A 26,622-nucleotide genomic window follows, 5' to 3' on the forward strand; every position below is an offset into this window, starting at 1 on the left:
AGAGAACTCAGATGGATTATGCTGCATTCAGTAAAAGGCTGGAAACGATTTCAGCTATTAATATTACACCTTTTGATGAAGAGACACGCCAGATTGATTGGGGAGGATTGGAAGCGAATATCGAGTTCTTGCTGGCGAATGGTACCGAAGTGATTGTGCCCTGCGGAAACACGGGCGAATTCTATGCGTTAACGCTGGAAGAAGCCAAGGAAGTAACCAAACGGGTCGTTGAAATCGTAAATCATCGTGCTATTGTTATGGCTGGCATCGGATATTCCGTTGAAACGGCGGTAGAGCTTGGTAAGCATGCCCAGCAGGTGGGAGCGGATTGCGTGATGATCCATCAGCCTATTCATCCTTATATTACGACGCCTGGCACGGTGTCCTATTACCGTAATGTGATTAAAAGCTTGGATATTCCGTCCATCCTTTATTTGAAAGATGCTCATGTTTCGGACGATATCTTGTTAAGCTTAGCGCCGTTGGATAAATGCGTGGGCGTGAAGTATGCGATCAACGATCTTCCGCGTTTTACCGCAACGGTGCGCAAGATCAGCGCAGCGTACAACATTGCCTGGATCTGCGGCACTGCTGAGAAGTGGGCACCTTACTTCTACAATGCAGGCGCAAGGGGATTTACATCGGGCTTAATCAATGTCAATCCCGGTATTTCACAGGGGATGCTGCAAGCATTGCGCGATCAAGACTGGCCTACCGTATGGAAGCTGTGGGAAGATGTTCTGCCTTTCGAGAACCTGCGTGCCAAATATAATGCCGGTAACAATGTGGTCGCTGTGAAGGAAGCGATGGAACAATTGGGACTTCGTGCAGGTGTTACGCGCGAACCTGTTGATCCTTTGAATGAAGCGGATAAGAAGGAAGTAACGAACTTACTAAGCGCATGGGGGCTGCTAACAACATGAAAATTTCAGATCTTAGACTTACGGTTATCGCAATGCCGCGTAATACAGGGTTTGTCTGCAAGCATGTCATCGTGGAGATTGATGCGGATAACGGATTAACAGGTATTGGTGAAATGTCGGACTTTTCTCATCTTCCTCATTATTCATTAGATATTCAGGACATGGCCGTGGTGCTCAAGTCCATCCTATTAGGCCAGAGTCCATTTGATATTTCACTGCTCAATAGGGAACTGCTCAGCAATTTTCCAGAAACGATGTTTTATTATGAAAAGGGTAACTTTATCCGTAACGGGATTGATGCGGCCTTACACGATCTTTGCGCGAAATCGCTTGGTATTTCCGTAGCTGAATTTATTGGCGGCAGAATCAAGGAGAAAATTAAAGTCTGCTATCCGATCTTCAGACATCGCTTTATGGAAGAAGTTGAAGAAAATCTGGCGATTGTCCGCGAGAGACTGAGTAAAGGCTTTGATACTTTCCGACTTTATGTTGGCAAAAACCTGGATGCTGATGAAGCATTTCTGGATGGCGTGAAAAAGGAATTTGGATCGAAAGTGACGATTAAATCGCTGGATTTCAGCCATTTGCTGGACTGGAAATCGGCGTTGAAGGCCACGAAGCGATTGTCGCAATATGATTTCCAGATGGTGGAGAGCCCAGCCGTTCAGAATGATTTCGAGGGGCTTCATCATTACCGAATGAACACGGAATACCCAGTAAGTGAGCATGTATGGAGCTTCCGTCAGCAGTCCGAAATGATAAAGCACGATTCGGTCGATATTTTTAATATTTCACCTATTTTTATCGGTGGAATTACCGCTGCTAGGAAAGCGGCTGCTGCTGCGGAAGTCGCTGGCAAATCCTGCTTGATCGGCACGACGCAGGAGCTGTCTGTAGGTACAGCGGCTATGGCACATCTGGGAAGCTCGCTTGTGAATTTGAACTATACATCAGATCCGACTGGACCTGAATTGTATATTGGCGATATTGTTAAAAGTCCAGTTCAATACGAGAACGGATATCTTCTTGTTCCGGGACGTGACTTGCCTGGTCTAGGCATGGAGCTTGACTGGGATCAAATCAACAAATACCGCGTGGACGATCTAAGCTGGGGGAACGTATCCGTTCATCAGCTTCAGGACCGTACCTCGCAAACCAAGAAGTAAGCATGCAAGCAGCCGTCCGCACAGTAACACCGGACGGCTGGTTTTGATATAATAAGGGTCATTGACACGAAAGTAAACAGAAGTGAGGAATGACATTGCCCACCTATTTATATCGCATGATCCTATTCGCTATGTTGCTGGTTGCCATTCCAGTCACGACAATCGGAATGATTTCCTATCATATTTCCTCTCAGGATATAGAGAAAAAGGTTAAAGAAAGCAATTCCCAAATTTTGCTGCAGAACCAGATGAGAATTGAGCAAATATTGAAAAATGTAGAAATGGGTGCCGTGCAATATTTAAATTCTCCGCTTGTAACAGACAACCTCTACAATGCGTTGACACAGGATGATTTCCAAACGATTACAAGCCTTGCCAAGGGTTTATATAACTTGCACTCTTTATCGGGCGTAGCTGACACGCACCTCATTAACCTGGAACAGGACTGGATGATCAGCAATTTAGGCTTCACCCATACGGCGGATTATTCCGATAAAAAGCTTTTGCAAGATTACGCAAAAAATCCTAAAAATTTATTCTGGTTAGCAGACGAATACGGGATTCGGATGGTTGTAAAGCTCCCAATGATTGCTCCGTCGGCAGCTCCGAAGGCATTACTGATCATAGAAATGTCGAAGACGGAATTGGAAAAAGGGTTAGCGCAAACGAAGCAGTTGGGCGACATCTATGTACTGAACCGCGATCACATCCCATTCTTAAGTAACGCGGGAGCAGACTACATTTCTGATTCGATCCTGGAGCCTTTGGAAACAGTGACAGATACAAACGGTTATTATGAAGGCAAAAAAACGGCTGTAAATTACAGAGTATCGTCCAATAGTTGGATCTATGCTTCCGTTGTTTCCATTGATCAAGTGACGATGGAATCCAAGAAGATTGCACTCGTTACAATAAATGTCTGCTTGATCGTCTTCCTTGTAATTGCATCTGCCGCATTCTATGTGAGCAGACGGATGTATTCTCCGATCCGACGTTTATTTCAGACGATGGAGCAGTACGGTGGCGAAACGACTGAGTCTCGCAGGAAAGATGAATTTGCTTATATCGAGGATAGATTTAATGCGTTATTCCGGACACGGAAGCAGTTTCAACAGCAGCTTCAAGGTCAAACGGGACAGATGAAAGAGTTCTTCCTGTTGAAACTGTTCATGGGACAGGTGACGGAGAGCGAATTTGCATTCAAGTGTGAAACCTACGGCTTTGCGGAAAAAGGGAAGCCCATGGGTGTGATTGCGCTGCAGATCGATTCCCTTCAGGATACGAGATACATGGAAAGCGATAAGGAATTGCTGTTATTTGCTATCCATAACATCGTCAGTGAGCTTCTGCCAGCTAATCGTTTGCTTGGGTCCTTATTGTTGGATCAGTCTCAGGTATCCCTGCTTACTGGGGATGTCGAAGATCTGCAGGAACTGCAATTGAGTTTTCACCAGGCGGCCGAGGAAATTAAAGATAAGGTTCACGAGCTTCTTCAGCTGAAAGTCAGCATCGGGATCAGCCGCGTATTTTCCCGATACACGGATGCCATGAATGCGCATGCAGAGGCTTTGGAAGCGCTGAAGCGAAGGATTCGTCTGGGGAGTGATATCATCATTCATTATGATGATATTGAAACGGTTCATGAGAATAGCAAGCATCTCGCAGCATCGCTGAATTATTTGGAAGATTATTTCGTAAACGCATTAAAAACGGGTGATTCCACATCTACGTTTGAACATTTTGATAAATACGTTGCGTTGATCATGGAAAGAGAGATCCGGTTTAACGATTTTCAATTCGTGAAGATTGAACTGATTACTGAGATTCATGGCTTAGTCCAGCAGCAAGGCGGTAAATTGGAAGGCTTAATTGATACGAAATCCGTGCTCCATTCTTTTATGAAGTTGAACACGGTACAAGATATTACGTCTTGGTTTAAGACGGAATTGCTGCCGCCAGCACTCGCCTTCTTCAAAGGACGGGCAGATTCGCAATATATCAACCTCGCGCATCAAATGCTTACAATGATTCATGAAGGATTCGAGCAGGATATCACACTTGAATCGTGTGCTGCGCAGCTCAAATATCATCCTGTTTATGTCAGTCGTGTTTTTAAGAAAGAGATCGGTGTTACTTTTATTGATTATTTAACCAACTATCGGGTTAACATGGCGAAGAAATGGTTGAAAGAGACGGATATGAAGATTTCGGAAATTGCGGAGAGGCTGAATTATGCCAATTCTACGGGTTTTATCCGGACTTTTCGAAAGCTGACAGGCATGACACCTGGCCAATATCGGGACACCTAAGTTAACCATGTTAACCATTCGGGAGAGGATCATATGACATATCAATTGCTGGATCAACTTAGAGATCACTATATGGAAAGTGAAGGAACATGGTTTGCTTTGCGATGGCACTATATTGAGAACTGTATTCTCAAATCGTATATGGACAGCTATAAGCAATCGGGAAAAGAAGACTATTACCAGTTCGTCAAAAGCTTCGTCGACCGTCTATATGATGAGAATGGCACAATCCCGGCTATTGATGTGCGTTATTATAGTATGGATCAAATTAGACCAGCGACCATTCTTTTTGACTTATACAAAAGAGAGAGCGATGCCAAATATAAGCATGTGCTTGATTTGATCTATGAGCAATTGAAAACCTATCCAAGAACAGCATCAGGAAGCTTTTGGCACAAAGAAAATTATCCAAACCAAATTTGGCTGGATGGACTTTACATGGGACAACCATTCTTGGTTCGTTACATCAAGGAATTTGAGGAAAAGAAGGACTATTCCGATACCATAAATCAATTTTTAAACGTAAAAAAGTTTATTTTCAATGATGAGAATCGCCTATACTACCATGCTTACGACGAAAGTAGAGAGATGTTTTGGTGCGACAAAACGACGGGCATGTCTCCGAATGTCTGGGGGCGTGCTGTGGGCTGGTTGGTGATGGCCTTGGTGGACGTGCTTGAACTTCTGGAGGATGAACAGGTGGACAGCGAGCCTCTGAAAGTGATGTTGCAGGAAACGCTAGACGGTATGTTGCCTTACCAGCATAGCGGGGGGATGTGGTATCAGATCGTTGATATGGGGGACCGACCTGGGAATTACTTGGAATCTAGCGGAACCTTGATGATGGCTTATGCGATGTTGAAAGGTTCGCGCCTTGGCTATCTTGCTAGCGAATACGCCGAGCGCGGGAAGTCTGCCTTTGACGGTACTGTCCGGCAATATCTCCGTGAGGAGAATGGAGAAGTGCTGCTTGGTGGCATCTGTAGAAGTGCAGGACTTGGCACAAATCCTGATACGGGCAAGGTTCGTGATGGGACCTTTAAGTACTACACCGAGAACGAAATCATCGTGAGTAATAATGGACATGGCGTTGCACCGCTGATTATGGCGTATACCGAGGTTAAGCTTTCAGAGCTTTAAAGTCATGTTAGGAGAGAAACCAATGCTGAATAAATTAAACAAGAGCCTGGAGAAATGGCTTCCGCTGATTACTCCTACAAGTGTTATTCTAGGAATTATTTTGACAGTATGGTTAAAGTCCTTTACTTACTTAGTACCGTGGATCTTCGGCTTTATGACATTTACAGGCAGCTTAAGTATGAACTTTAAGGATTTAAAAAGAGTCTTAATTCAGCCGTTCCCGATTTTCGTCTCGCTGTTTGCTCTGCATGTGTTGATGCCTGCTATTGCATGGTTCATTGGCAATGTGTTTTTTCATGATGATGTTTATCTGAGAACGGGACTAATTCTAATGGTCGTCATTCCTACTGGTGTTGTAAGTTTCATGTGGGTTTCCATTTTTAAGGGGAATATTGCGCTGACGTTGTCGGTTATTTTGATTGATACACTATTATCGCCGTTTCTAGTGCCCCTTACGATGGATGCGTTTCTCGGCGTACAAGTGAAGATGGATGTGTTTGGGATGATGAAAGGCCTTTTCTTGATGATCGTCCTTCCGTCCTTATTGGGTATGCTGCTAAATCAACTTTCGCAAGGCAAGGTGAAGGAGAAATGGGGGCGCCCCTTATCGCCCTTCTCCAAAATAGGGTTAGCCTTCACTATTGCGATTAACAGCGCTGTGGTGGCACCTTATTTCACAAAAATTGACAGTAAATTGGTCCTGACAGCTTGTGTGATTGTCGTTATGGCTTCATCTGGCTATCTCATTGGTTGGCTGATCGCCAGATGGCTAAAGTGGGACAGCGATATCATGGTTACCATGGTGTTTAATACCGGGATGAGAAATAATAGCGCTGGTGCCGTTCTGGCCATTTCATTTTTCCCCCCACCTGTCGCAATGCCTGTTATTATGTGTATGCTTTTTCAACAACTGCTCGCTTCCTTGTTCGGGCAATTATTATGCAAAGCCCCCGATTCGATAAAACGGAAGCCTGTCTCACAAAAAGCGATATAAGGGGAAGGATTCCGGTAATTTGCCAGATTGATGCTATAGGAACTGAATCGGTCGATCTAACCTGCACATCTTGTGCAGGTTTTTTTGGGGAACCAGGAGATCACATCACGACTCCCGTTTGCGATACACTCTCTCGGGGCGACCCACGACGCCATATGTCAGATCGGCGAAAACTTCGCCAGAGGAGACCAGATGCTCCAAATATCGGCGTCCAGTTGAACGACTGACGCCTATTTCTTTGGCGATTTGATCCGCAGTCATCCCGTCTGCCGCGGTAGAAATCGCCTGAACAATTTTGACTAGCGTTAATTTGTCGATGCCTTTAGGGAGGTACGCAATCTCAGTGCGGGAATCCTTTTTACTCGTTCCCAAAATGAGGCGATCGACATCGCTTTGATTAATAGAGCCTGTATGATGAAGCCGATTCAACTCACTGTGAAAGTCTAGATAACGCAGGAGTGTTTCCTGCAGCCGGTTGAAAACAAGCGGTTTCATAATATAATCGAAAGCTCCGCTGCGAACGGCTTCCCGTATAGCCTCGACTTCTTTGGCAGCCGTGATCATAATGACATCGGTATCTCGGAAATGTTGACGAATATAGGAGAGCAACTCCAAGCCATTGGAGCCAGGAATGTAAATATCCAGCAGAACTAAATTTGGGCGTAAAATGTCTAGCTGTTCCTTGGCTTGAATATCGTCTGTCGCGATACCGACAACGTGAAAGCCGTCTACTTTTTCAATAAACCTTCGGTTAATTTCGGCGATTTTCACATCATCTTCGATGATCAAAACTTCAATGTTCCGTTGTTGGTATTCCATCAGAGGTTGAACTCCTTTCTGTGGACATCGGATGTTTCGGTATGGCGACGGTGAAGAGTGTGCCGCATTCCGGGTTTTTATGGAAAGTGATATACCCGTTAAGCTTATGGACAGCGTGTTGGACTAAGGCTAAGCCGATACCGCGATGTTCACCTGCTTTGGTTGAGAATCCCTTCTCAAATACGGCATTGCCTAACTCGTCGGGAATACCGATGCCGCAGTCCTCGCATTCGATAATCAAATCCTCGCCAAGATCGGTTAAAAATAATTTTACATACGGCGTTTGCTGTACCTCAACGGCAAGAACCGCTTCCATGGCATTGTCAATCAGGTTGCCGATGATGGTGACGAGTAAATTTCGATCAATTTCCGCAGGGATATCTCGAAATGAGCTTTCACGGTCAATTTCAAAGGTTAGCTTTAGCTCCTGCGCATGATTGAATTTGCCAATCAACAGCCCCCCGATCATGGGATCTGGAATTTCGGTCATGATGAACTGCACCCAGTTCTGATGCACGTCTGATTCCTTGGAGATGAGATCGACAGCTTCTTGATACGATTCCAGTTGGATGAGTCCAGAGATGACATACAACTTGTTGGAGAACTCATGTGTCTGAGCGCGCAGTGCTTCAGCGAAGCGTTTCACCTGAGACAGCTCCTCGGCCAACCGGTAGAGCTCGGATTTACTTCGAAAGCTTGAAACCGCACCAGTGACACCGTGTTTCCGGCTCACAATCGGCACGCGATTGACGATGACATCATGATCGCCGATCAGCATTTCATGGTCAAATTCGGCTTCGCCCGTACGTACCACTTCATGTAATCGCGTGTTCGGGATCACATCTTCAATGTGTCTGCCTGTGATTTTCGCACTGAGGGGCAACTGCATAAGCTGCAGGGCATAGCGATTAGCCATTGTGATGATGCCATCTCGGTTTACCGCGATAATTCCCTCACGGATGGTTTGTAGAATGGCCTGTTTCTCGGTATACAGCTCACCGATTTCCTTAGGTTCAAGTCCATGTATGGAGCTTCGAACATTACGTGCGATTAGGACGGAACCAATCAGGCCAACGACAAGGACGATGAGGGAAATGAGCTCGATTCGCGACTGATACGTGTAGGTAATCGAATTGATATCTTTTGTAAGAAATCCGACGGACACAATGCCGATGACATTGCCTTGATCATCAAATAAGGGCGCTTTACCGCGAAGTGAAGGGCCGAGTGAGCCGATGGCCTTGGAGATGATCGATTGCCCTGCAAGCACAGGACCGTTGTCCCCGCCGACCATTTCTTTCCCAATTCGTTCAGGGAGCGGGTGTGAGTAGCGAATGCCTTCGCGGTTCCCTACAACGATATACTCGGCATCGATTTGATCTCGGATCTTCTCGGCGAGAGGCTGGATGATCTTGGACGGATCCGAAGTTTGAAAAGCCATCCGAATATCCGACATATTTGCAACGGTTTCAGCCACCTTTAAGGCACGAGTTCCGATTTGATCTTCTAATGCTGTGGTCATCATGTAATAAAATATACTGCCTAAACTGATGATGACGATGGAAAGGAACGAACAAATAATGAGGATAAGCTTGGTCTGAAGCTTCATTTTCCACGCAAGCCTCCCCTTCTCGTTTCATTTAAAAGAATGTATGTGTTTGGTATTGTAACATAAAGCGTTCTCATTTTGATGGTTATAGGGTCTCCAGATCCGTGAACAATATGAACAAAATGGTCAAAACGCTGTTATTACAACTAATCGCCATAAACTTCCCAATAGGCACAAGAGGGTGTTATTCTGAAAACGCTTTAAAGAAAGCGGATACATGACAACTATTAATCAAATATGGAGGGGTTCATTTGATAAAACAACTTTTTTCAGCATCTTGGAAAGTAACGGCCATTAGTGTACTTGCAGTAAGTTTGGCAGCTTGCGGTAATAGCACAGCTAAACCAGCTTCGAAATCCAATTATCCAGACAAAGCATTAAGCATTATCGCGCCATCTGGCGCTGGCGGCGGCTGGGATATGACAGCGCGTACGATCGCTAAAGTATTAACGGAAACGAAAGCAGTCGATAAGCCCGTTTCGGTTGAAAATAAACCAGGCGGCGGCGGTACGGTATTTATGGCGGAATACGCGACCAAAGATATCAAAGATAACTACAAACTGTTCGTCAGTTCGCCTCCAATTCTCATTAACCATTTGAAAAAAGAAGGAAACACGCCTTACGGATATAATGATACGACGCCGCTAGCGCAATTGACCAAAGATTATGGCGCTGTCGCGGTAGCGGCCAATTCGAAATACAAAGATCTGAAGTCGCTGCTTGATGATATGAAAGCAGATCCTACGAAGCTAACGGTTGCTGGCGGTTCGGCACCCGGTTCCATGGATCACTTGGTATCGATTCTACCCGCGTTCAAATATGGGATTGACCCAAAAAAGGTGAAATACGTGTCCTATGACGGTGGCGGAGAAGCCGTAACTGCCTTGCTTGGCGGTAATGCGGATGTCTTAGGTACAGATGCTTCTTCCTTAGATCAATATGTGAAAGCCGGAAAAATCCGCATACTTGCTGTTGCAGCACCTGCCCGTCTTGGTGGCAGCCTGAAAGATGTTCCGACGATGAAGGAACAAGGCGTTGATGCCGAATTCCTGATTTGGCGTGGTTTCTTCGGACCGAAGGACATGTCAGCGGATGCCAAAAAATACTGGGAAGATACGATTAAGAAAATGGTAGATTCCGATGCTTGGAAAAAAGAAATGCAAGCGAACAGCTGGCAAACGGACTATAAGAAGGCGGATGATTTCAAAGCCTTCTTGAGCCAGCAAGAAACGCAACTTAAAGACATGCTGACAGCGCTTGGTATGCAGAAATAAAACCTAACGAGACAAGGGAGAAGAGGACCTCTTCTCCCTTGCCCTTAGTAGGGTAGGAGGCAGAGAAATGAATACAACGTTTGATCGATATGCAGGCATCGTCTTTTTCGCCATTGGCCTTGCCTTTGTGATCGGTTCCTTAGGTATTTCAACAAGTGCTTATGGTAGTAATGTAGGTGCTAATATTTTTCCGATGATTTTGGGTTCGTTCTTGTCTTTGATGAGTTTGCGTCTTATTTATGAGACGTTCCGTAAGCAGCGTGCTGAGAAGGGCAAAGAAAATTTGGATTACAAACGATTTCTCATTATTTTCATCGCGGCTGTGTTATATGCCTATTTCCTTGAAGATATCGGGTTCGTGATCTCCACGTTCCTGTTCCTAATGATTGGATTTCAAACGATGCAAAAAGGTAGAGTATGGGTTTCCTTGCTGATCGCAGCTTGCTTCTCATATGGCGTGTATTATTTATATGTGAATCTGCTGGATGGATCGCTTCCCGGATTTCCAACATGGTTAGGGGGGGCATAAGATGAGCACGTTGGATTATGTGTTGAACGGTTTAGGCACGGCGATGCAGTGGCATAATGTTATTTTTGTATTTTTGGGCGTATTGATTGGTACGGTAGTTGGCGTTCTTCCTGGGATTGGTCCGATGAGCGGTGTAGCTCTCTTGATCCCGATCACGGCAACAATGACAGCTGGTTTAGGTCCAGAAGAGGCCGCTACGAGTTCCATCATTTTGCTGGCAGGTGTGTATTATGGAGCGATGTACGGAGGCTCGACGACGTCGATTCTGTTGAACACACCAGGAGAATCGTCTTCAGTCGTCACAACACTCGATGGCTATCAAATGGCCAAACAGGGAAGAGCCGGAGCAGCGCTCGCGATTTCAGCAATCGGTTCCTTCGCTGCCGGCATTATTTCGTTGATCGGTCTTATCTTCTTGGCCCGTCCTTTATCGGCAGTCGCGATCAAGTTCGGACCTGCGGAATATTTCTCCTTGATGGTGCTTGGCTTGCTCGCAATCAGCGGACTGGCTGGGAAATCGATGGTAAAGGCGCTCATGATGACGGCATTTGGTCTGTTGTTAGCAACGATCGGCATCGATAACGTGTCAGGCGTGGAGCGATTCACATTCGGTATTCCTGAGCTATATCAAGGCTTGGAATTCCTGACTGTGGCCGTGGGTACATTTGCTGTCGGTGAAGTATTCAAAACCATCCTTCAGCGTGAAGGAAACGATGGCGAGATTGCTAAGATCAATCGCATTCTACCGACAAAACAAGATATGAAAGACAGCGCGGCACCGATTGCGCGTGGTTCTGTGCTTGGCTTTTTCATCGGCTTACTGCCTGGCGCTGGTGCTATTCTTGCTTCTTTCTTCGCTTATATCGTGGAGAAGAAGATTAGTAAAAATCCAGAGAAATTCGGTAAGGGAGCCATTGAAGGAGTGGCTTCACCAGAAGCTGCGAATAACGCTGCATCGGGTGGCGCGATGATTCCGCTATTGACATTGGGGATCCCATCCTCAGGAACGACGGCTATTCTGATGGGTGCTTTCATTATGTACAACGTCCAGCCAGGTCCATTGCTATTCCAAGATCACCCACAGTTAGCATGGGGTGTTATTGCAAGTATGTTCGTCGGCAATCTCATGCTGCTGATTCTTAATATGCCGCTGGTCAAAGTGTTTGCCAAAGTCATTGAAACACCTGCTAAGTATTTAATTCCGTTAATTATCGTCTTTTCAGTATTCGGCGTGTATGCCGTACAGTATTCGACGTTTGATTTAATGCTCATTATGGGCTGTGGTCTTGTGGGATACTACTTGTCTAAAAACGACTATCCACTAGCACCACTCGTGCTTGGTCTTATTTTGGGGCCAATGATGGAAAACAACATGCGTAGAGCACTTACCATTTCAAATGGTGATTTCATGATCTTCCTGCAAAAACCGGTTTCACTTGTATTTCTCATCATCGGTCTGATCTGGATTACCATTCCACTAATAATGAAGCTTAGAGGTAAAAATGTACTTGTGAATGAGGAAGGGTAACCAATATGAAAAATACGATGGCTGGCAAAAGTATTATTTTACGTCTGGAATTGTTAACTGAGCAAATCCATTTCGGTCAATTAATTACGTTAATTACCGAAAACGGCGGGGATGTAATCGCGATTGACGTTATTCAAACCGGTGTGAATTGGACGGTTCGAGACATTACCGTATCCGCTTCTGAACAGTCCCAACTGGACAGTATTGTCGCTAGGATGAAGGATCTCGCTGGTGTACGACTCGTTCACGTGTCGGATCGCACATTCCTGCTTCATCTCGGCGGCAAAATCGAGATGAAGCCCAAATCACCGATCCAAAACAGGGACGATTTGTCCCGTGTGTACACGCCGGATGTAGCCAGGGTCTGTATGGCTATCCATGAAGATGAGACTAACGCCTATAAGCTGACGATCAAGCGAAATACGGTCGCTGTTGTATCCGATGGCAGCGCCGTGCTCGGTCTTGGGAACATCGGCCCCTATGCGGCGATGCCTGTCATGGAAGGCAAGGCGATGTTGTTCAAGCAGTTTGCTGATGTTGATGCCTTTCCAATTTGTTTAAGCACGCAAAGTACCGAAGAAATTATCGCAACCATCAAGCATTTGGCACCAGGCTTCGGTGGTATTAATCTGGAGGATATCTCCTCTCCACGATGCTTTGAAATTGAGTCGAGGCTGCGTGAGGAACTGGACATCCCTGTGTTTCACGATGATCAGCACGGTACGGCCGTTGTGTTGTATGCAGGGCTCATCAATGCGTTGAAAGTAGTCGGCAAGCAGATTAGTGAAGCTAAAGTTGTCGTCTGCGGTATTGGCGCAGCGGGAATGGCTTGCTCCAACATTTTACTGGCTGCAGGCGTGAAGGAACTGATCGGGGTTGACCGAGAAGGTGCGTTGGTACGTACGAAAGAGTACGCCAACCCGCATTGGACGGAATACGCGGAGCGGACGAACCCTAACCTCCGGTCGGGCTCCCTGCATGACGTCATCGAAGGAGCAGACGTGTTCATCGGCCTCTCAGCAGGAGGCTTGCTGAAGCGGGGGGATGTTGAGCGGATGGCGGCTAAGCCCGTGGTGTTCGTGATGGCGAACCCAACGCCTGAAATTCATCCCGATGAAATCGAAGATATCGTAGGTGTCGTTGCAACGGGGCGTTCGGATTTCCCGAATCAGATTAACAATGTGCTGTGCTTTCCAGGTATATTCCGTGCAGCCTTGGACTGCCAAGCCTCTACAATCAATGAAGAAATGAAGCTGGCCGCTTCCGCCGCGATTGCGTCGGTGGTCACACCGCAGGAATTGAACAAGTTATATATTATTCCAAGTGTGTTTAATCAGGAAGTGGTTAGACGGATTCGTGAAGCCGTCATCCGTGCGGCTATTCAAACAGGGACAGCCAGGCGGATACCGCGTGAGTTCCGACAGGCGGAATAGTCCTACCGAAACGGATGCCAACGATGGAACTAAAGTGGAGGGATTCGTATGGGTGGTTTGGAAACAAAAGCCATTGTAGAAATCAATCAAGCGGCGAATCAGTTTCAATCCAGTATTGTCATTCAGGTGGGCAAGAGGTTTATTGATGTGAAAAGCATTCTGGGTCTGAGCGTTACGCTATTCAACAATCAAGCGTATAAGCTTGATATTCATGGACCTGATGAAAAGGATGCCATTGAGGTCATGAAGAGGATTTTTGACAAACATGGTCTTAATTTAAATTTTAAATGAAGACAGAAAAGAAGCGAAGGGCCAATTGCCTTTCGTTTCTTTTCTGTCTCAAAGTAAGTGTGTTAAACTTTCGAATGTATTAGTTAAGTACGGATACCAGTGCTTCAAGTGACGCTTTACACGCATTAGCATCTGGATGAACAGCCCGTACTTGTCTTAATACTTTATCGATGGCACTGTCAACCGTATTCCATTTCGTTTTATTTATTGACTTAAGCCGGGCCGCAGCTTTGTCCCAAGCGGTCTCCAAATCAGTCACGCGTGTCTTTGCGGCTGAAGGATTTCCTGCTTGAACAAGACTTAATGTATCTTCCGTAATTTTACGGAAATTCGAAATGTCATCTTGTGGGAAAGCTTGCGTGACGGAGCTAGAGGAAGACCCCTGCGGTAAGGCATCTTGGAGACTATTATGCCGTAAATAATAGCCTGTACCTGCCGCGATCACTAGCACAGCTACTACCACGACAACTTGCCACAGAACGGTGGATCGTTTGGGTTCCGTTGCTGTCTTGGCTGATGTTGATAGCGTTGGTATCAAATCTCGCTTCGTGACAGAAAGGTAAATGACCAATAGCAGAATCGCCACAATGAATATTGCGCTTGTTACCGTTGCACCTAAGCCTAACCCGCCATTATCTTGTGTTTGGGAAAGGAAATCCCCGATTGAAGCACCCAATGGACGCGTCATGATATAAGCAATCCAGAAGGCTAGCACAGCATCAAGCCCCATTCGCCACGCGACAGTCATGACGGCAATCACCGCACAAACGATGGCGCCTGTTACGACATAACCAAGTCCCAAGCTTTCAGCCATGAGGTCTCCAGCTGCCGTCCCCAGTGCAAATGTGAACAAGATGGTTAACCAATAAAAGGCTTCCCTTCGCTTCGTAAATATGGAGTGAATCGAGAGTGTTTTCTCGTTGGCGTACCAGAAAACAAAGGTCAATACTAAGGCTACACTGAAAACGATCGTGCTTACCTCAAGAGGGATCCCCAAGTTGTCTGTTAAATTATCCGTAACAAGTGTGCCAAAGATGCTGATCAAGAATACCGTTAACCAATAGATGCCCGGTATATATTTCTTGGACTTAAACTGAACATACATGGCTGCAAGCAACAAGACGCCAGTTACAATGGAGGTACCCGTTAATCCAAAATTGAGATTTACGTTGAGGAAATCAGCAGCAGTTTCCCCGACTGTGGTACATAAGATTTTTATGATCCAAAAATAAATGGTGACCTCTGGGACTTTACTTAACATCCGTTTTATTTCATTCGATTGAATCGGTTTCATCCTCAATCCCCTTTTCAAGATTTTTTAAACCCCTAGACTTACTTAGTCTACTTGCTCCAGATGAGAAGAGAATGAGAAATCGTTTATTCATGCAGCTGCAGCTTTTGCGGTAGCTGCCTCTATTTGGCTTTAGCGCCGAAAAGAAGGACGGGCTTGGTTTGTTCTTGCCGCGCTCATCGAATTTTCCCGGATTTGGTCTGGGATTCACTATCCATTAGATATTATTGGAGGCGCGATTTCTGGGACTGTCGTCGGAATCTTCATTAATAAGACTATGCGTCTGCAAGTGCTGAAAAAGGTTTCGGAGTCCGTAATCCGTCTCTATGAATCCATTGAACATAAGGAATGTAAGCCTTAGCAACATAGACAAGCCAGGACAGAGAATGCTCAGTCCTGGCTTGTCTTATATGCCATATCTCTTACTAAATTCAGAAAAACTTAATAATTAGTCCGTAATGGTAAATTGAAATTTGTAGCCTCTTGTGAAAATCAGCTAGATCTTTCTACCAGTTTATAGTAAAACGAGTGGTATCTTCTTGTACAAGTTCATCACCTAACAAGACTTCCATCAACTCAAGATTGGTAACTGCCTTGATTCCATGTTTAATGCCTGCTGGAATCTGTAAAGCTTCGCCTGCCACAAGCCTATACAGTTTGTCCTCCATAAGGATTTCCGCGCTACCTGACAAAACCGTCACGATTTCTTGGCGTTTGAGATGCAGGTGATAGCTCGTAGAGGTTCCTTTGTTGAGACACACTTTCTTGATCATTGTTTCAATGCCATTATCATTTTTCCAATAATTCAGTACTTGATAGGAACCCCATCTTTTTTCTCCATACATCGGTAACTGAGGCACTTGAGCGAGTAAATCCTTGATTTGATTAGCTTTATCTTTATTAGCGATCAAAATTCCGTCAGAACTTGCAGCAACAATGATATCGGGAACGCTAATAATTTCAATGGGATAGGGAAGTTCGTTGACGAGATGGGAACTCACGGAATCATCTGATATCCGTCCCGATCCGATAACTCTATTTTCAAAATGACTGCTAAGCGAGGTCCAACTTCCCAAATCAGTCCATTGACCTTCATAGCCCATGACAACAACAGGCTGTATGTGCTCAACGACTTCTCGATCAAAGCTTAGATTTGCATGTTTTTCGTAATTTGCTAACCAAGACTCAACTTTGACAGGATGTCCATTGTCTTTCAAATACGTCAACATGAATGCCAAGTTGAATGCAAATACACCGCAGTTCCACATAGCGTGTTGCTCAATTAATTGACTGGCAGCAAGTATATTAGGCTTTTCAATGAACTGGCGCACGAAAGCATATTCATCATTCTCCTTTGGGAGAACTGGAACAATATATCCGAACTGATCAGAGGGTTGATTTGGCTTCGTACCAAGGAGAGCAAGATCTGCTTTAGAATGTGAAAGGACTACAGGAAAGGAGTGGAGTAGCCGAAAAAAATCGGTATCAACATAAGTATCTACTGGAAGAATACAAATGGTTTCATTCGGATCCACTTGCATGATCTCATGATGATAACATACAGCTAAAGCGACTGCTGTAAATGTTCCTCTTTTATAAGGTTCTTCTATGATCGGAATGTGTTCACCAACATAGTTACGCGTAATTTCAACTTGACTTTGATGAGTGACAATACATGTGGATTGTAGTAGGCCCACCTCATCCAATTGTCTGCATATTCGCCCAATCATCGATTCGCTGGCACCATTTTCGGCTTTCAAAAGTTTAAGAAACACCTTGGAGCGAATCTCGTTGGATAAAGGCCATAGCCTTTTTCCCGAGCCCCCGCACAATAGTACTATACGCATGCCAATTTCTCCTTCCCTGGGGAACATCACCCTGCATTCTTAATTCTTAGATTGCATTACAATTTCAACAGCACGCTTCAGTAACTTTCCCGCTCGATCCCATGATAATTGAAACATATCTCTTCTGCCTTGGAGTCCTTTTGCTTTACAAAGTCCTGGATTCTCATAAGCTTTCCTCATGATCTTCTTCAAGCTGTGTAGGTCCGGTTCCGCCCATAGTTGTCCTTTTTGCGCAAAAAGATGGCTGAACTTTCTTGAGATGGCATGCCGACTTTTCATGCTGATTGATGGGCTCCTCAACTTAAAAGGAACTAGAAACGAGTTGGAGGGTGTAAGGAAGTCCATTTGCCCGCCCCAACCTGTTGCGATAACCGGCACACCGCTCGCCAACGCTTCTAGAAAAGGTAGTCCGACACCCTCGCCACGAGTGGGGAGAACGAAGGCATTACCGAGCGTATACAAACCCTTCAGCTGGCTTTCATTGAGTCGCCTGCCAATGATGACAACAGGGGCTGTATCTTTGCGGATACCAAGCCTTTTTTTATATGTCGATATCTGACGCTTAATCCATTGCTCATTCTCATAAGCTGCATATCCATTCGTTTTGATTACAAGAATAACGTTGTCCTTTGATGAAAATTCCTCCCAGTAAGCCCTCAGCAAGCCTTCTGGATTTTTACGATGCTGGAAGCCAAAGACAGACACGAATGTAAATTTTCCCGCCGCACGAGGCAAGGTCAACTTCTTATTGTTCGGATGAAACTCCCTAATGTCTACACCATGAGGAACATTAAAAATCGGTATTTTTACACCGCTATTCTTTAATGCCCTTTTATTATGTTGTGAAGGTACACAAACCGCATCAAATTTGTTCATATGGGGACGCCATCTCTTGGGGATCCTGCTTGTTTCCCAAACGGTATTCAAAATAATTCGACCATAAAGACTTCGCTCTTTCTTCCATTGAATATGACTAGGAATATGATGATAAATAAGTGCTTTTCGTCTTTTTACCGTTATGCCATGTCTTAAAGTACCAACTCCAACAGTAACACCCTGGCGCTTTAGTGATCGGACATACGCTCTGCTTGCACGACCAAGCCCGCTTCTTTTGTGTATAGGTCCTTTCCAGACAACAGAATAGGGCTTCATATTGACATCAGCTTGTTGGATTTCAGATAGCCTTTACGATTGTGAACCGTATTTTCATGAACGAATCTACACTGCTTTTTTGAACAAATCACCAGAATTCGTTGGACTAACACTTCAATTTGGTTTGTCATTCGCTCATCTCCATATAATCAAATGTATTTATTATGATATGTCGAGAGAAAGAAATGGTATGGAGTAATTAGTATTAATTTGTACTCATAATTTAAGTGGATTGGAGAAAGGAATTGATAGAATACATCGTTACTCAAGACTTTTGTATGGATACTCAGTTCTACTGTTAATCTTCCAGGGTTCAATCGGTAACGAAGAGTCATAAGTGGTGATACAATACGATAATCAAGTCATGTTACATATAACCTTTTCAGAGCGGACATACTACTTTTCGACGGTGAAAACAGCGAGGTGTCGTGTCCCAGAACATTCAAAGATAAAACACCAGGGAAGTTGTTTTTGAATCCATATTGAAGCGAGGCGATGTGCCGTGAGCTCATTAATGTAGTCTTGTACTGCAATTAGTGTGATGAGGTAGAGACCGAGCAAAGTAAGGTTCAAGGCAAGAGTACCATCAATTTATTCACCGTCGAAGAGGACTCCGAAAGGAGTTCTTTTCTTGTTTTAATTTTTTAAATACCAACTGCAATAAGGAGTTGAACAGCACGCGGCTCCATGTGCTAATTTATCATTATTTCTTAGGGACGTGAATGAAGTGAATATCCTACTTGCAGAAGATGATCTAAAGCTTGGAAAGCTGGTGAAATATGTCCTTGAAAAAAAAGGCGGGTACCAAGTTGATTGGGTAGAAAATGGAGAAGATGCTTTGGTTTATGCAGAAGGATCCATGTATGATGTCCTAATTGTTGATTGGATGATGCCCAGAATGGACGGCATTGCTGTTTGCAAGAAACTGAGGTCCGGAAATTATGGTAGAGCTATTCTGTTGTTAACGGCAAAAGATGCACTTCAAGATAAGATTGTTGGTTTGGATGCCGGAGCAGACGATTACATAACGAAACCTTTTGAGATGGATGAATTACTCGCGCGTCTTCGCTCCTTGACACGGCGCAATTTTGCTCCTATTCAAACGGATGTTGTGACATTCGGAGCATTTTCATTAAATCGGAGTTCCCATCAATTATTTCAAAATAATGAAGAGATTATCCTCAGTCAGAGGGAGTATCAACTGCTTGATTTATTTCTTCAAAATAGTGGCTACGTTTTGACGCGGGAAGTTATTTTAGATCGTATATGGGGAGTTGGCAGTGACGTATCCTATAAAAATGTGGATGTTACAGTAAAGATGCTACGCGATAAATTGGAATCAGAGTTTGAACAGCCGTTGATTCACAGCATCAGGGGGGTTGGTTATCGATTTGAAAATGAAATATCTGAAAAAGGCTGATGTATTTGTTCAAACTGAGCGAAAATTAACCTTTACCTACACCTGGCTAATCATTCTATTCTTGGTGCTATTCTCGATCATAGTTTCTGTCTTCTTTGGTGCCATGGCATACCGAGAGAATCGTCAATTGATTCGAACTACGATGTATGCGACGGAAAATGGCAGCCCACTGATTCCCGATCTAGCTAGTTCAGATCATGAGGATTTATACTTTTACTATCTGGTGAATAGCAATGGGAAAGTGGCTGGGGGCAGTGAAGTTTTTCCGCCGAACAATAGCATTAATCTAGAAACGATTGAAGAATGGCGACCAAATAAGGAGGAGTTTCGCTTAAAATGGCTGTCTGTTCCTCATAATCATCGTGAGGGTAAAACGTTAATGGATAGGGACAGGCTGCTATTTGTTGGGGCACGTCCAGCGATTCTGCAAGACGGCCAGAAAGGTATGATTTACGTTGCTAAAGATGTGACTTTTTATTTGGATGTATTTCAAAATCTTCTAATCGTGTTTCTTTGTATTCTTGTGATCTTTTTTATCGCAGCGGTATGGTTAAGCTTGACCATGTCCAAGAAGGCGATGATTCCCATTCAGCGGTCATATCGGCAGCAGCAGCAATTTCTTGCGGATGCCTCACACGAACTTCGAACTCCGTTAAGTATTATGAACACCTCACTGGATGTCATAGAGCTAGAAAACGGGAAGGATTTCACTTCGTATACGAAAGAAGTCATCGTGGATATGAAAGAAGAAGTAGGACGGATGAGCCGTATGGTTCAGCATTTGCTGTTATTAGCGCGTTCTGATTCTGGATCTGTCGAATTTGAGATTGTTGTTTTTGACTTAGTCCCTAGGATGCGCCAGTGGGTACAAGCCTTTGAAGCAATTGCCAACCAGAAGGGAATTGTTTTGAACGCGCATTTGCCGAATGAGTTGTCCGTTATAGGTGATATTGAGCGCATTAAGCAGCTGGTATATATTCTTTTGGATAATGCGATCAAATACACACCTAAGAATGGGAACGTTGTTGTAGCCGTCGATCAACAATCTAAACAATGGAGCTTAGCTATCCAAGATACAGGTGTTGGCATACCTATAGAGGAAAGGCAGCGGATATTCGACCGGTTCTATCGAGTAGAGAAGCATCGCTCTCGGGATGAAGGTAGCGCGGGACTTGGATTATCAATTGCAAAGTGGATTGTGGAAGCACATCACGGCTCAATTGAAGTTGAGAGTGTTGTCAATCAGGGAAGTACCTTTACAGTGAAGTTCACATACCTTGAATAAGCGGTGCCCTTACTCTTGATATCAAAGAGGAGGGCATTTTGTTTTTCATTTACCGTACTTTTACTTTTCAAAGTTATAGTTACTTATGTGAAGAACATGAACAAGATCAACTACGAAACGAAAGGATGGATGTAGAGAATGAAACCACGTAAGACTTGGATAAAAAAAGTGTTTCTTATCGTTGTGATTGCCGGAGTAATCGGAACCGGTGTAGGTGTGGCAGCAAAGATGGACAGGCCTGACTTTAAGGAGGCCTTCAACCATGATAAACAAATTGCCCAGCAATATATTCCGAAAGGTAACGATAAGGCGTTGGCAGGTAAAGGTGAACAACATGAGAAAGGCATGCGAGAAAGTGGCCATGAGCATCATGATGGAATGGAAGCTGGCATGGCGATAGGCGGAACCGTCCTAGCAGCTGGACTGTTGTTCTGGATTATTAGAAGAAGAAAGAGAAATGGCGGAATGCTCAAAACGAATAGTACGCATGCCATAATCAACACATCAGATTTCTTGGATCAATGGGAAAACAAACAAATCAATTCAAAGGAGACAAACTAATATGGGTATCTTAAGAAGAGTGAAAGAGTTGTTTTTAGCGGAGACGAACGGACTGTTAGATAAGTGTGAACAACCTCTCAATATGGTGAATCAATATATGCGCGAATTCGATCTAGAACTTGCGAAAGGACAAAAAGCATTAGCGAATCAGTTGTTCATAGAAAGAAGACAAGCCGCGCTAATCGCTGAGACCGAAAATCAAATTGAAAAAAGAGACCGCCAATCTAGGCTTGCTGTAAAACAAGGCGAAGAGCACATTGCAAAGCTGGCCATTCAGGAGAAGCTGCTGCAAGAGAAAAAACTGGCCACTTACCAATCACAATATGCAACGATCCAAGAGCAGACGAAGGTGCTTGAGGAAAGAATCGCTCAATTGCTTGTTCAATCTGAAGAATTCAACCATCGTCGTTTATTGTTAGCGTCACGAGCAAATGTGGCTAGCTCCTTGAAGGAGATGTCTCAAACCGTCGTTTCCTTCCAAACCGAGAATGTATCTAAAGGCTTTGCACGCGCAGAAGAGAAAGTCATGTTGATTGAAGCAGAATTGGAAGCTATGCAGCGGTTTCAATCGCCTGTCAACCGGTCCGCACCGCAATATTTGGATCCAGGCCTCAAAGACAATATTGAAAAAGCTTTGGAGGAATTAAAGCTGCAAACAGAAGATTAACTATGTAAAGATTCAGGAATTAATAAGACTATGATTAATTTCGTAGGAATAAGTTGGCTGCTAAAAGGCAAGCGAAGACGTATCTCAAATTGGGCGTGAGTTTGGTAGATATCCATAGGCTGGACACTTTGAAAAGTGATCAGCCTATGGATATTTTTTTAATGGGTTAACTTGCTTTCATGCACGCATCCTGCTTCAAAAAGGTTCATCTATGCATTGCGCAAACGGAGATACTCCTCATAGTTTTTGATGATAGGTAATGAATCTGACACACCGCCAGCTGCATATTTCATGGCATGCGAAGTATTAAAAAGGACTACGGAATCGGAGAGACGCAGCCAGCCGCATCACAAAGGGCCAATAAGCCTGCCCAAGAACCTCATTCTGTCCATTGTGGAACAAAGCGGCGGCACAGCGATCGCTTTATCCAAGCAACAAATTGCTGAAGCTGGTCAAACCTTAGGCTCGCAAGGTATTTCCTCATCGCCTGAAGGCTCGGCGGAGCTTCTTTGGTCATTGTTTTGGCAACAAATTCTAAGTCATAATGGACCAGTAAGGTACCACCGCATACACATTTCATGTCTTGAGTTCAAGCGTGGGGCTAGGTTGACTTCAATGATCCAAACGCGTCCTTTCGTATCGAGAGCCATATCGAAGCCAAACGTATTTACCCATCGATAGGAAGGACCTAGTTTAGCCGCGCCATGTAAGGCAACTTGATCTAACTTCCTAAGCAGTTCAGAAGTTTTCAGAGTAGGAAGATTGGATAGCTCGATCGCTTTATTTTCTTTTAAGATGGGTTATTTTGCATGGAATACGTTCAGAATACAAGGGGAAGGAGCGGTTCATTTGGGATTTTTAACAAATTGGTTAGAGCAATATGGCTATTGGGTGCTCTTTTTTGCCCTATTACTTGAAATGCTGGCTTTGCCGTTTCCCGGTCAAGTCTTGATGAGCTATGCAGGCCTACTTATCTTTCAGGGGAAGCTAGATTGGATCGTTGCCATATTGACAGCTGGTGCTGGTGTATCCACCGGGGTGACGCTATCCTACTGGATTGGGTTTCATTTAGGCACACCATTTTTTAATAAATACGGCGCTCGCTTTCATGTTGGACCTGACAGGCTTTCCCAAATATCTAATTGGTTTCAAAAGTATGGCAATAAATTGTTGATTGTAGCCTGCTTTATTCCTGGCGTTCGGCATTTTACTGGATACTTTGCTGGGATCACGCGGATCCCTTTCCGGATTTATGCTTGCTATACCTATACTGGAGCTTTCATCTGGGTGACAGTATTTATATCGCTCGGCAAGGTATTAGGTCCACAGTGGGAGCAATACCACCATACGCTTAATCGATACCTGATTTATGTAGGGATTATTGCGGCCCTCATTTTTCTGCTCGTATATGTCTATCGGAGAAATAAGATTCGATTTATTGAACTGCTGACAAGCAGCCTTCAGAAGGGGATATCTCATTTTCATTCGATGGGGAAAGTAAAGTTTATTGTCATTGCTGCTTTTACAGTGTTTGCTGCCTGCCTATCCCTCATGATTGGCATGATTCAGGAGTACTTAGAGAATGAATTCAGGCTTTTTGATGAAGTCGTTAGCTTTATTATTCATGAGGCGTTTGACCCAAGCTGGGGGGACTGGATGAATCGATTTGCTCTGCTGGGATCTTATTATGTGTTCACGCCATTAATTGGGCTAACCATAATTTTGATAGTATGGAAGGGCAAGGATCGCATGCTTGAATTGATGTGTTTTGCCTTCGTTATTATGGGAGGAGAAGCGCTGGATGAGGGATTGCGTGTGTTATTTCAGCATGTTGGACCTTCCACAGGTAGTCATGAATTTCCCTATACATTTCCTAGTGAGCAAACCTTAATTTCCTTGACGGTATGCGGCTTCGCAGCTTACTTACTAGTCAGACATAAAGGGAATCTAAACATTCGCATAACAGTGACCTTKGTAGTAATTACGCTATGTTTGCTAGTCGGGATCAGTCGTATCTTCTTTTATGTCCAGTATCCAAGTGATGTTGTCGCGGGTTATGTATTTGGTGGTATATGGCTCAGCTTGAACGTGATCCTTCTGGAGACTCTTCGTATGCTGCGCAGAAATATAATTAGAGAATTTAACCATAGTAATCTATGAAACTCGCCCTCACATCTATGAATCAAAAGAATAAGATATATTAACTCATTTGAAAGGAGTTGATATATGATGCTTTTTGTTAACCAGTTTTATGGCATAGTTTATAGAAACGCCAATGGAACAATCACCGTTTTTAATGCGCGCGTCGTGGCAAAAGGGTTAAACAGAATAAGAATTAAATTCATGAATGAAAGAGGTTTTATCGTGTTTAGATTTCTTTTTCTTCGTCAAATTCTTAGATTTGTCTTAATCTAAAGAATACGCAGACATTGACTATACGAAATGAAGCTGGAAGATGGACGTTTATAACGACCATCTTCTTTTTTGTGTTTTTCCAGGGTTCAAACCCCTTCCTTTAAGAATATAAAGAAGTAATTGAGATTTAAAAGTGGAGATTGAGATAGGGGAGAGGATAGCATGCCTGGTAAGTTAGGTTTGCACTTATTTTATTCAAAGGATCCGCAGATCCGAGCTTACTTACCGCCGACATCGGTATTGAATCGGGGTTCTTTTTATCGTTTAATGAGACGGTATCAATCCGTTTTCATAAAACCGAATATGTCTCACATGGGCAAAGGTATAATAAAAGTTTGGTCTACGAAAAAAGAGTTTAGGTTTGTTAAAGTAAAAGGGGATGTCCGATCCTTTAGGAACCTTGAGTCCACGTATAACGCCATACAAAAGCAAACATCCACAGGCCTATATATCATCCAGAGAACGATTGATTTAGCAATACTCAATACGAGACCTTTTGATATCAGAGTCATGATGATGCGAAACGCACAGAATCAGTGGCAGTATGCAGGAATGTTAGCCAAAGTTGCTGGGCGATCTAGTGTGATTACGAACGTAAATAGGGGAGGGGGATATGCAACTTCGATTGGGAATGCGTTAGACATATCACTTCGTTTATCCCCTATTCAGAAACAAAGAATTATTCATGAACTAATTCGTTTAAGCCATCGTATATGTAATCGATTTAATAAATACAAATATTCTTCTCAAATTGGCATCGATTTTGGTATTGATCAACATCACAAACTATGGATCATTGAAGTCAATTTTGACTATCCATCTCATGAGTTGTTTAACAAACTCAAAGATAAAACGATGTATCGAAAAATTAAAAGCGTAAGAAATACTTATTTGAAAGCTCTCCGAGCTGGAAAGATTAGTAGAAAGTGAAAGGGGAGCTAAAGAGGTGGTTTGCTAGCTTCGATTCTCCTCCAAAGCAAAAAAACTCCAATCCCATGTTTAAGATGGATTGGAGTTTTTGGGTTTACTTCCGTCGCAGACGTAAGAACCGACCGTTTGCTCGCGCGTAATGCAGAGCTTTGAAGAACATCCTTTTATCCTGTAGTTGGTTGAAAATAAAGGGATCCGGTGATGTATTAACTTCTAGTACCCATGGTTTCAATTTTTTATCGATGCCAATGTCGATACCAATCTCTTTGAATCTCGGATAACTCGTCTGATAGTGCTTAGCAATTCGATATCCTAAATTTCGCAGGCTATGGATATAATCCTTTTTCTTCTGTCCATTTACATAGGAACTAAGCAGCAATTCTAAGGGTAACGGTTTCCCGCTATTATGAAAGTTCGTCACTATTTTTTTGGGATGCGCCACTCGACCGATATAACCAGTAGTCTCCCAAGTTTTCATCTGGTTTTTTTGCACCATAATACGTATATCGAATATTCGCTTGTGATGGGTTAGCAGATGAATGCCTTGTTGAACGAGGTAAGATCGGTTTAACTTGGCTTTGTTCAGAGCAGCGAATAAGCTTTGAAACGTTCCAAATGATTTAGCAACTTTACCGGCTTTTAAGTGGTATTTATCACTTTTCACCACTCGAATAATGCCATTCCCAGCAGTACMATGGTCGGGCTTCACATAAACCATCTTATGTTTGATTAACATCTGAAGCAGGTTGGTTTGACTGTAGGTTCTTGTTTCCGGAACAAATTTGCGCAGTTCTTTATGGCGTAATAGAACTTTCGTTTTTACCCATTTACTTCCTACTGTTCTTGCACGATTCATTGTCAACACAGCACCTTTACTTGGGAATTGGCTTGGATCATACCCATTATCATATTCAAATAAAGTGGAGTGACTTGGAGTGGAGTCTAAAAGGAAATTATTTTTTTTGGCTAGCAAACCTCAGAGTTAAGAAAGATTTAAGAAACGGTTCATAAGCACTTCATTTCTCTTGTCTATCCTTTA

23 protein-coding genes and 1 pseudogene are annotated in these 26,622 nt (G+C 43.8%); 17 read left to right on the forward strand and 7 right to left on the reverse strand.

Translation table 11 applies throughout. The features are described 5' to 3' along the window. Positions 1 to 11: 11 nt before the first annotated feature. The 5 genes from AB4114_RS05760 to AB4114_RS05780 all read left to right on the forward strand — a co-directional run bounded on the left by AB4114_RS05760 (position 12) and on the right by AB4114_RS05780 (position 6,532). On the forward strand, positions 12 to 923 hold the full coding sequence (locus AB4114_RS05760) for a dihydrodipicolinate synthase family protein (protein WP_441987567.1): 912 nt from the start codon (positions 12 to 14) through the stop codon (positions 921 to 923). Next, entirely contained in the window at positions 920 to 2,089 is a 1,170-nt protein-coding gene (locus tag AB4114_RS05765) for a mandelate racemase/muconate lactonizing enzyme family protein (RefSeq protein WP_441987568.1), read from the forward strand. Before AB4114_RS05760 ends, AB4114_RS05765 begins: the two co-directional genes overlap by 4 nt. 89 nt (positions 2,090 to 2,178) lie before the next feature. After that, entirely contained in the window at positions 2,179 to 4,398 is a 2,220-nt protein-coding gene (locus tag AB4114_RS05770; RefSeq protein WP_441987569.1) for a helix-turn-helix domain-containing protein, read from the forward strand. Positions 4,399 to 4,431: 33 nt separating this feature from the next. Then, positions 4,432 to 5,538 carry a glycoside hydrolase family 88/105 protein gene (locus AB4114_RS05775; protein WP_441987570.1) on the forward strand — a complete coding sequence of 369 codons (1,107 nt, stop codon included), beginning with the start codon at positions 4,432 to 4,434 and terminating at the stop codon, positions 5,536 to 5,538. Between the two features lie 22 nt (positions 5,539 to 5,560). After that, positions 5,561 to 6,532 carry a bile acid:sodium symporter family protein gene (locus AB4114_RS05780; RefSeq protein ID WP_441987571.1) on the forward strand — a complete coding sequence of 324 codons (972 nt, stop codon included), beginning with the start codon at positions 5,561 to 5,563 and terminating at the stop codon, positions 6,530 to 6,532. A 105-nt stretch (positions 6,533 to 6,637) separates the two neighbouring features. On the opposite strand, the gene AB4114_RS05785 is transcribed toward AB4114_RS05780, so the two are convergent. Further along, a complete protein-coding gene (locus AB4114_RS05785; protein WP_441987834.1) occupies positions 6,638 to 7,354 on the reverse strand; it encodes a response regulator in 717 nt (238 codons plus the stop codon). Beyond that, the gene (locus tag AB4114_RS05790) at positions 7,326 to 8,960 is read right to left on the reverse strand and encodes an ATP-binding protein (protein WP_441987572.1); all 1,635 of its coding nucleotides are present in this window, start codon (positions 8,958 to 8,960) and stop codon (positions 7,326 to 7,328) included. The genes AB4114_RS05785 and AB4114_RS05790 overlap by 29 nt, the downstream gene beginning before the upstream one ends. A 251-nt stretch (positions 8,961 to 9,211) precedes the next feature. Here AB4114_RS05790 and AB4114_RS05795 point away from each other — a divergent pair, with 251 nt between their 5' ends. From AB4114_RS05795 to AB4114_RS05815, 5 genes are all read left to right on the forward strand, one after another. Continuing rightward, a complete protein-coding gene (locus AB4114_RS05795) occupies positions 9,212 to 10,234 on the forward strand; it encodes a Bug family tripartite tricarboxylate transporter substrate binding protein (RefSeq protein WP_441987573.1) in 1,023 nt (340 codons plus the stop codon). Between the two features lie 67 nt (positions 10,235 to 10,301). After that, positions 10,302 to 10,763 carry a tripartite tricarboxylate transporter TctB family protein gene (locus tag AB4114_RS05800; protein ID WP_171628560.1) on the forward strand — a complete coding sequence of 154 codons (462 nt, stop codon included), beginning with the start codon at positions 10,302 to 10,304 and terminating at the stop codon, positions 10,761 to 10,763. Position 10,764: 1 nt separating this feature from the next. Next, entirely contained in the window at positions 10,765 to 12,291 is a 1,527-nt protein-coding gene (locus AB4114_RS05805; RefSeq protein ID WP_441987574.1) for a tripartite tricarboxylate transporter permease, read from the forward strand. A gap of 5 nt (positions 12,292 to 12,296) precedes the next feature. Then, complete coding sequence (locus AB4114_RS05810) at positions 12,297 to 13,724, forward strand: NAD-dependent malic enzyme (protein WP_441987575.1); 1,428 nt, start codon at positions 12,297 to 12,299, stop codon at positions 13,722 to 13,724. A 48-nt stretch (positions 13,725 to 13,772) separates the two neighbouring features. Next, positions 13,773 to 14,015, forward strand: coding sequence for an HPr family phosphocarrier protein (locus AB4114_RS05815; RefSeq protein ID WP_441987576.1), 243 nt, complete (start codon positions 13,773 to 13,775; stop codon positions 14,013 to 14,015). 79 nt (positions 14,016 to 14,094) lie between these two features. Here AB4114_RS05815 and AB4114_RS05820 read toward each other — a convergent pair whose 3' ends face one another. Further along, positions 14,095 to 15,309 (reverse strand): COG4705 family protein, encoded by a 1,215-nt coding sequence (locus AB4114_RS05820; protein WP_441987577.1) that lies wholly within the window; start codon positions 15,307 to 15,309, stop codon positions 14,095 to 14,097. Between the two features lie 166 nt (positions 15,310 to 15,475). On the opposite strand from AB4114_RS05820, the pseudogene AB4114_RS05825 reads away from it, so the two are divergent. Next, positions 15,476 to 15,667: pseudogene (locus AB4114_RS05825) on the forward strand (phosphatase PAP2 family protein); the annotation flags it as partial. Between the two features lie 145 nt (positions 15,668 to 15,812). Here AB4114_RS05825 and AB4114_RS05830 read toward each other — a convergent pair. Beyond that, a complete protein-coding gene (locus tag AB4114_RS05830; protein ID WP_441987578.1) occupies positions 15,813 to 17,153 on the reverse strand; it encodes a sugar phosphate nucleotidyltransferase in 1,341 nt (446 codons plus the stop codon). A 39-nt stretch (positions 17,154 to 17,192) separates the two neighbouring features. Further along, positions 17,193 to 18,029 carry a glycosyltransferase gene (locus tag AB4114_RS05835; RefSeq protein ID WP_441987579.1) on the reverse strand — a complete coding sequence of 279 codons (837 nt, stop codon included), beginning with the start codon at positions 18,027 to 18,029 and terminating at the stop codon, positions 17,193 to 17,195. A gap of 1,003 nt (positions 18,030 to 19,032) precedes the next feature. Between AB4114_RS05835 and AB4114_RS05840 the strand changes: the two genes are divergently transcribed. From AB4114_RS05840 to AB4114_RS05855, 4 genes are all read left to right on the forward strand, one after another. Next, complete coding sequence (locus tag AB4114_RS05840; protein ID WP_441987580.1) at positions 19,033 to 19,725, forward strand: response regulator transcription factor; 693 nt, start codon at positions 19,033 to 19,035, stop codon at positions 19,723 to 19,725. Beyond that, the gene (locus tag AB4114_RS05845) at positions 19,703 to 21,010 is read left to right on the forward strand and encodes a sensor histidine kinase (protein WP_441987835.1); all 1,308 of its coding nucleotides are present in this window, start codon (positions 19,703 to 19,705) and stop codon (positions 21,008 to 21,010) included. Before AB4114_RS05840 ends, AB4114_RS05845 begins: the two co-directional genes overlap by 23 nt. Positions 21,011 to 21,148: 138 nt before the next feature. After that, the gene (locus AB4114_RS05850) at positions 21,149 to 21,571 is read left to right on the forward strand and encodes an LPXTG cell wall anchor domain-containing protein (protein WP_441987581.1); all 423 of its coding nucleotides are present in this window, start codon (positions 21,149 to 21,151) and stop codon (positions 21,569 to 21,571) included. A gap of 1 nt (position 21,572) precedes the next feature. Continuing rightward, a complete protein-coding gene (locus AB4114_RS05855; RefSeq protein ID WP_441987582.1) occupies positions 21,573 to 22,238 on the forward strand; it encodes a PspA/IM30 family protein in 666 nt (221 codons plus the stop codon). A gap of 539 nt (positions 22,239 to 22,777) precedes the next feature. Here AB4114_RS05855 and AB4114_RS05860 read toward each other — a convergent pair. Further along, positions 22,778 to 23,035, reverse strand: a complete 258-nt coding sequence (locus AB4114_RS05860; protein ID WP_441987836.1) for a YheC/YheD family protein — start codon at positions 23,033 to 23,035, stop codon at positions 22,778 to 22,780. A gap of 52 nt (positions 23,036 to 23,087) precedes the next feature. Between AB4114_RS05860 and AB4114_RS05865 the strand changes: the two genes are divergently transcribed. Then, positions 23,088 to 24,398, forward strand: a complete 1,311-nt coding sequence (locus AB4114_RS05865; RefSeq protein ID WP_441987583.1) for a bifunctional DedA family/phosphatase PAP2 family protein — start codon at positions 23,088 to 23,090, stop codon at positions 24,396 to 24,398. A 417-nt stretch (positions 24,399 to 24,815) separates the two neighbouring features. Further along, a complete protein-coding gene (locus AB4114_RS05870; protein ID WP_441987584.1) occupies positions 24,816 to 25,583 on the forward strand; it encodes a YheC/YheD family protein in 768 nt (255 codons plus the stop codon). Positions 25,584 to 25,677: 94 nt separating this feature from the next. Here AB4114_RS05870 and AB4114_RS05875 read toward each other — a convergent pair whose 3' ends face one another. After that, complete coding sequence (locus AB4114_RS05875) at positions 25,678 to 26,439, reverse strand: YheC/YheD family protein (RefSeq protein WP_441987585.1); 762 nt, start codon at positions 26,437 to 26,439, stop codon at positions 25,678 to 25,680. Positions 26,440 to 26,622: the final 183 nt, after the last annotated feature.

This window comes from Paenibacillus sp. 2RAB27 (assembly GCF_052115445.1).
In the GTDB taxonomy this organism is placed as follows: Bacteria; Bacillota; Bacilli; order Paenibacillales; family NBRC-103111; genus Paenibacillus_E.

What these genes read in the sequence shown, in the direction of transcription:
- AB4114_RS05790 (WP_441987572.1), bottom strand. Translation starts at nt 8,960, where the DNA reads ATGAAGCTTCAGACCAAGCTTATCCTCATTATTTGTTCGTTCCTTTCC.
- AB4114_RS05850 (WP_441987581.1), top strand. Translation starts at nt 21,149, where the DNA reads ATGAAACCACGTAAGACTTGGATAAAAAAAGTGTTTCTTATCGTTGTG.
- AB4114_RS05770 (WP_441987569.1), top strand. Translation starts at nt 2,179, where the DNA reads ATGACATTGCCCACCTATTTATATCGCATGATCCTATTCGCTATGTTG.
- AB4114_RS05765 (WP_441987568.1), top strand. Translation starts at nt 920, where the DNA reads ATGAAAATTTCAGATCTTAGACTTACGGTTATCGCAATGCCGCGTAAT.
- AB4114_RS05845 (WP_441987835.1), top strand. Translation starts at nt 19,703, where the DNA reads ATGAAATATCTGAAAAAGGCTGATGTATTTGTTCAAACTGAGCGAAAA.
- AB4114_RS05775 (WP_441987570.1), top strand. Translation starts at nt 4,432, where the DNA reads ATGACATATCAATTGCTGGATCAACTTAGAGATCACTATATGGAAAGT.
- AB4114_RS05835 (WP_441987579.1), bottom strand. Translation starts at nt 18,029, where the DNA reads ATGAACAAATTTGATGCGGTTTGTGTACCTTCACAACATAATAAAAGG.
- AB4114_RS05815 (WP_441987576.1), top strand. Translation starts at nt 13,773, where the DNA reads ATGGGTGGTTTGGAAACAAAAGCCATTGTAGAAATCAATCAAGCGGCG.
- AB4114_RS05760 (WP_441987567.1), top strand. Translation starts at nt 12, where the DNA reads ATGGATTATGCTGCATTCAGTAAAAGGCTGGAAACGATTTCAGCTATT.
- AB4114_RS05805 (WP_441987574.1), top strand. Translation starts at nt 10,765, where the DNA reads ATGAGCACGTTGGATTATGTGTTGAACGGTTTAGGCACGGCGATGCAG.
- AB4114_RS05870 (WP_441987584.1), top strand. Translation starts at nt 24,816, where the DNA reads ATGCCTGGTAAGTTAGGTTTGCACTTATTTTATTCAAAGGATCCGCAG.
- AB4114_RS05820 (WP_441987577.1), bottom strand. Translation starts at nt 15,309, where the DNA reads ATGAAACCGATTCAATCGAATGAAATAAAACGGATGTTAAGTAAAGTC.
- AB4114_RS05780 (WP_441987571.1), top strand. Translation starts at nt 5,561, where the DNA reads ATGCTGAATAAATTAAACAAGAGCCTGGAGAAATGGCTTCCGCTGATT.
- AB4114_RS05800 (WP_171628560.1), top strand. Translation starts at nt 10,302, where the DNA reads ATGAATACAACGTTTGATCGATATGCAGGCATCGTCTTTTTCGCCATT.
- AB4114_RS05810 (WP_441987575.1), top strand. Translation starts at nt 12,297, where the DNA reads ATGAAAAATACGATGGCTGGCAAAAGTATTATTTTACGTCTGGAATTG.
- AB4114_RS05830 (WP_441987578.1), bottom strand. Translation starts at nt 17,153, where the DNA reads ATGCGTATAGTACTATTGTGCGGGGGCTCGGGAAAAAGGCTATGGCCT.
- AB4114_RS05855 (WP_441987582.1), top strand. Translation starts at nt 21,573, where the DNA reads ATGGGTATCTTAAGAAGAGTGAAAGAGTTGTTTTTAGCGGAGACGAAC.